Raw genomic sequence first — 3,212 nt, 5'->3', positions numbered from 1 at the left:
CCTCGCCGGTGCCCGGCTCGCCCAGGCGGGCCGGGCCCTCGTCCAGTCCGGGCGGGCACTGCGGGCCACTGAAGGGCTCATGGCCACGTTGGGCAAGATCGGTCCAGGAAACTACCTGGGCGGGATCGCGAAGATCCCCAGTGGCATAGCGAACAGTGCCCGAGGATTCTCCATGTCCGCAAAGGGCTGGTCACACGTCGCCATCGGCAACACCCTCGACTGGGGCGGCACGTGGACCGGCGCGGGCCTCGCTCTTGGCTCGAACTCGAACGACTCCCGCTGGACAGACGGTGACTGGAACCTCACAGACGTCCCCCTGATCGGCCCGTTCGCCGGCCTGTACTCGGACCAGCCGGACGACAAAGTGATAGCCCCGGGCTCCTCAGGCCCGCAGGTCGACTCCTCCAAGACGCTGGCGTCCGCAGGTGCCAGCTTCACGACAGGGCTTCAACCCTCGCAGTTCGGGACTGTCGCATGAACGCCTTCGTGACCGACATCCAGTCGGAAGATTTCAAGTCCAGTGAGACGGTCGTGATGCTATGAGGTTTGTGGTGCGGGTTCCCTGCGCTTGGCCGGGTCGTTGATCCATGCCTGCTGGGGTATCCGGGGTGGTCGGGGGCGGCGGCCGAAGCGTTCGGGGTGGCGGGTGTATGCCTCGGCGAGGGTGACCGCACGCTGGTCGCGGACCTCCTCGGCGGTGCCGAAGTGGACGGAGGCGGGTGTGTGCCAGCCGATGCCCGAGTGCCGGTGCTCGTGGTTGTAGTACGCGATGAACGCGTCGAACCATTCGCGGGCGTGGGCCAGGGAGTCGAACCGTTCGGGGTAGTCGGACATGTACTTCGTGGTCTTGAAGTGGGCCTCGCTGTAGGGGTTGTCGTTGGAGGTTTTCGGCCGCGAGTGCGACCGGGTGACGCCGAGGTCGATCAGCAGCTGCGAGACCTTCTTGCTCGTCATCGAGGTGCCGCGGTCGGCGTGCACGGTCTCGGGCACGATGCCGTTGCGGGTGATCGTCTCGCGGATCAACTCCTCGGCTCGCCCGGCGGATTCGGCGGCCTCGACGGTGTGGCCGACGATGTAGCGGCTGAAGATGTCGATGATGACGTAGGCGTGATACCAGACGCCCCTGACCGGTCCGGCTGCCTTGGTGATGTCCCAGGTGAACACCTGCGAAGGTGCGGTGGCGACCAGCTCGGGCACCGTCTTCGCCGGGTGGGTGGCCTGACGGCGGCGCTCGCCGGACTGTCCCTTCTCGCGCAGGATCCGGTACATCGTGGAGACCGAGCAGTGGTAGCGCCCGGCATCCAGCTCGCGGGCCCAGATCTGGGCGGGCGGCAACTCGGCGTACTCGACGCTGTTCATCAGCTCCAGCACCGCAGCCCGTTCGTCTGCCGTCAGGGCCGAGGGCTGGACCTGCCGCTTGCGGGGTCCGCGCGGCGGCGCCGGACGCAGCCGGCGGTAGTGGGTGGCCCGGGAGCGGCCGGTCAGCCGGCAGGCCGCCGTGACACCGAGCTCGCCCTCGACGCCGGTGAACGCGTCGTCGACCACCGGGTCGGCGGCAGCGTTCAGTCCGCGCCCTCGGAGATCATTTCCAAGAGCGCGGAAGCTTTTCCCATGACTTCCAGCGCGGCCTTGTTCCGCGCCAGTTCCTTCTCCAGCCGTTCCACCTGGCGGCGCAGCTTCTCGTTCTCCGCCTCGGCGGCCGGCTTCTTCGGCCTCGCCGGGCTGGTGCGCTTGTCGGCCAGCTTCTCCAGGGCCCCGGCATCCCGCGCGGCCCGCCATTCCTTGACGTGCGAGTGGTACAGCCGCTCACGGCGCAGGACCGCGCCCTTCTCGTTCTTCGGGGCGGCGTCGTACTCGGCCACGATCCGCAGCTTGTACTCCGGGCTGAAGGTGCGGCGCTTCGGTCGGGGAGCCGGATCGGACCCGGCGGGGGTGGTACTGGTCATGAGGGGATGGTTCTCCTGTCGTGCCCTCTCAGGCTAACCCGACGAAGCGGGACGTCTCACCCAAGGCTGACAGAGAGGGAGTCGCCTCATGTCGCGTACGCCTTCCAGCACCAGGTGCCGGACGAGTTCGTGAGACTTCCGGACCCCACGACCTCCGACGGCTGGCGGGAGGCGATGGAGAAACTCATGCCGGAAGCCGACGACGAGCAACGGGAGGCTGCCAGCGCACAGATGCGCGACTACCTCCCGAGGCTCTCCCGGTCCGGTGAGGAGACCACGATCCTCACGGCGATGTGTGTGGGTACTGAGAACGTGGAGGAAGACGAGCGGCTGTCGATGGGCCTGCTCGCCGTCTCCGTACGTCCCAGCGAGCACAAGGACCGGCTCCTGGCTGCCGAGGGGATCTATCAGGCCAAGGTGCGGCGGCTCTTCGAAGGCGAGCGCGATCTTGAGGAGCTGGACTATCCGCTGGGCAAGGGGCTCCAGGGCAAGCAGGACATGGTGTTGGCGGTCAAGCTGCCATCCGGGCCAGGGGCGATGTCCACCTCCCTGCGGTCGCTCACCCTCCCCGCGAGAGAAGGGGGTCCTGCGCTGATGATCCCCATGGCGTCGCTGCAGCTTGTCATCCCGGCACCGAGGGACTACTGCGCGTACGTGACGATCGCCACCCCATCGGTCTTCCTGCTGGACTCCTACTGCCAGCGGCTGGCCCAGATCGGCCGCACGTTCACCTTCGACCCGCCGGAGACGAACAACCCTGCGGTGGCGGATGGATCGACAAACCGGGCCGGCTGAGAGACGTGCCGACCGTCGGAAAGGGCCCGCGAGGACTCAGCCGTCCTCGCGGGCCCTGGGTAGACGCTTCGCCTACTTCTTCCCCGTGTCACGGGACTTCTGCAACTCGTCGTACAACTTCTGGTCCAGCTTGAGGAACTCCTCCGACGCCTTGTTGGCGAACTTGGAGACACCCTTGGTCAGTTTCGACAGCTGCCCGAAGCCGTAGTCCCAGGACTCGGCGAATTCGTCGCAGGCGGACTGGAGGCCACCGTGACCCAGCTGGCTGGAGTCCGCGCGAGTCATCTCCTTCGACGCCTTCTTCATGTCACCGCCGCTGTTCTCCAGGGTCCGCGCCATCTCCTTCACTTCATCGCTTGCGAACTTCAAAAAGGACATGCGCCGCGTACTTCCCTTTCCTGCTTCAGCGGTTGACGGCCTGGATCTCCTGAACCACGACGTCCTGATCAGCGCCGAACGTGCCGTTCGGAA

The 3,212-nt window shown here is 66.8% G+C and carries 5 protein-coding genes; 2 read left to right on the top strand and 3 right to left on the bottom strand.

Annotated elements, in window-relative coordinates; genetic code table 11:
- The coding region (locus ACFYWL_RS30885) for a hypothetical protein (protein ID WP_386980261.1) at positions 1–478 on the top strand (478 nt) is incomplete at its 5' end.
- A gap of 59 nt (positions 479–537) precedes the next feature.
- Here the strand turns inward: ACFYWL_RS30885 and ACFYWL_RS30880 are convergent.
- Both ACFYWL_RS30880 and ACFYWL_RS30875 read right to left on the bottom strand, forming a co-directional pair.
- On the bottom strand, positions 538–1,545 hold the full coding sequence (locus ACFYWL_RS30880) for an IS3 family transposase (protein ID WP_386980258.1): 1,008 nt from the start codon (positions 1,543–1,545) through the stop codon (positions 538–540).
- 17 nt (positions 1,546–1,562) lie between these two features.
- A complete protein-coding gene (locus tag ACFYWL_RS30875) occupies positions 1,563–1,946 on the bottom strand; it encodes a hypothetical protein (protein WP_386980255.1) in 384 nt (127 codons plus the stop codon).
- Between the two features lie 114 nt (positions 1,947–2,060).
- Here ACFYWL_RS30875 and ACFYWL_RS30870 point away from each other — a divergent pair, with 114 nt between their 5' ends.
- A complete protein-coding gene (locus ACFYWL_RS30870; protein ID WP_386980252.1) occupies positions 2,061–2,741 on the top strand; it encodes a hypothetical protein in 681 nt (226 codons plus the stop codon).
- A 72-nt stretch (positions 2,742–2,813) separates the two neighbouring features.
- On the opposite strand, the gene ACFYWL_RS30865 is transcribed toward ACFYWL_RS30870, so the two are convergent.
- A complete protein-coding gene (locus ACFYWL_RS30865) occupies positions 2,814–3,080 on the bottom strand; it encodes a hypothetical protein (RefSeq protein ID WP_386980249.1) in 267 nt (88 codons plus the stop codon).
- Positions 3,081–3,212: the final 132 nt, after the last annotated feature.

The sequence above is a fragment of the Micromonospora sp. NPDC002575 genome (assembly GCF_042889525.1).
Classification (GTDB): Bacteria; Actinomycetota; Actinomycetes; order Mycobacteriales; family Micromonosporaceae; genus Micromonospora; species Micromonospora carbonacea.
Note: the sequence above shows the minus strand (reverse complement) of the source record. Positions and strands in the feature narration are given on the sequence as shown.

What these genes read in the sequence shown, in the direction of transcription:
- ACFYWL_RS30875 (WP_386980255.1), bottom strand. Translation starts at nt 1,946, where the DNA reads ATGACCAGTACCACCCCCGCCGGGTCCGATCCGGCTCCCCGACCGAAG.
- ACFYWL_RS30865 (WP_386980249.1), bottom strand. Translation starts at nt 3,080, where the DNA reads ATGGCGCGGACCCTGGAGAACAGCGGCGGTGACATGAAGAAGGCGTCG.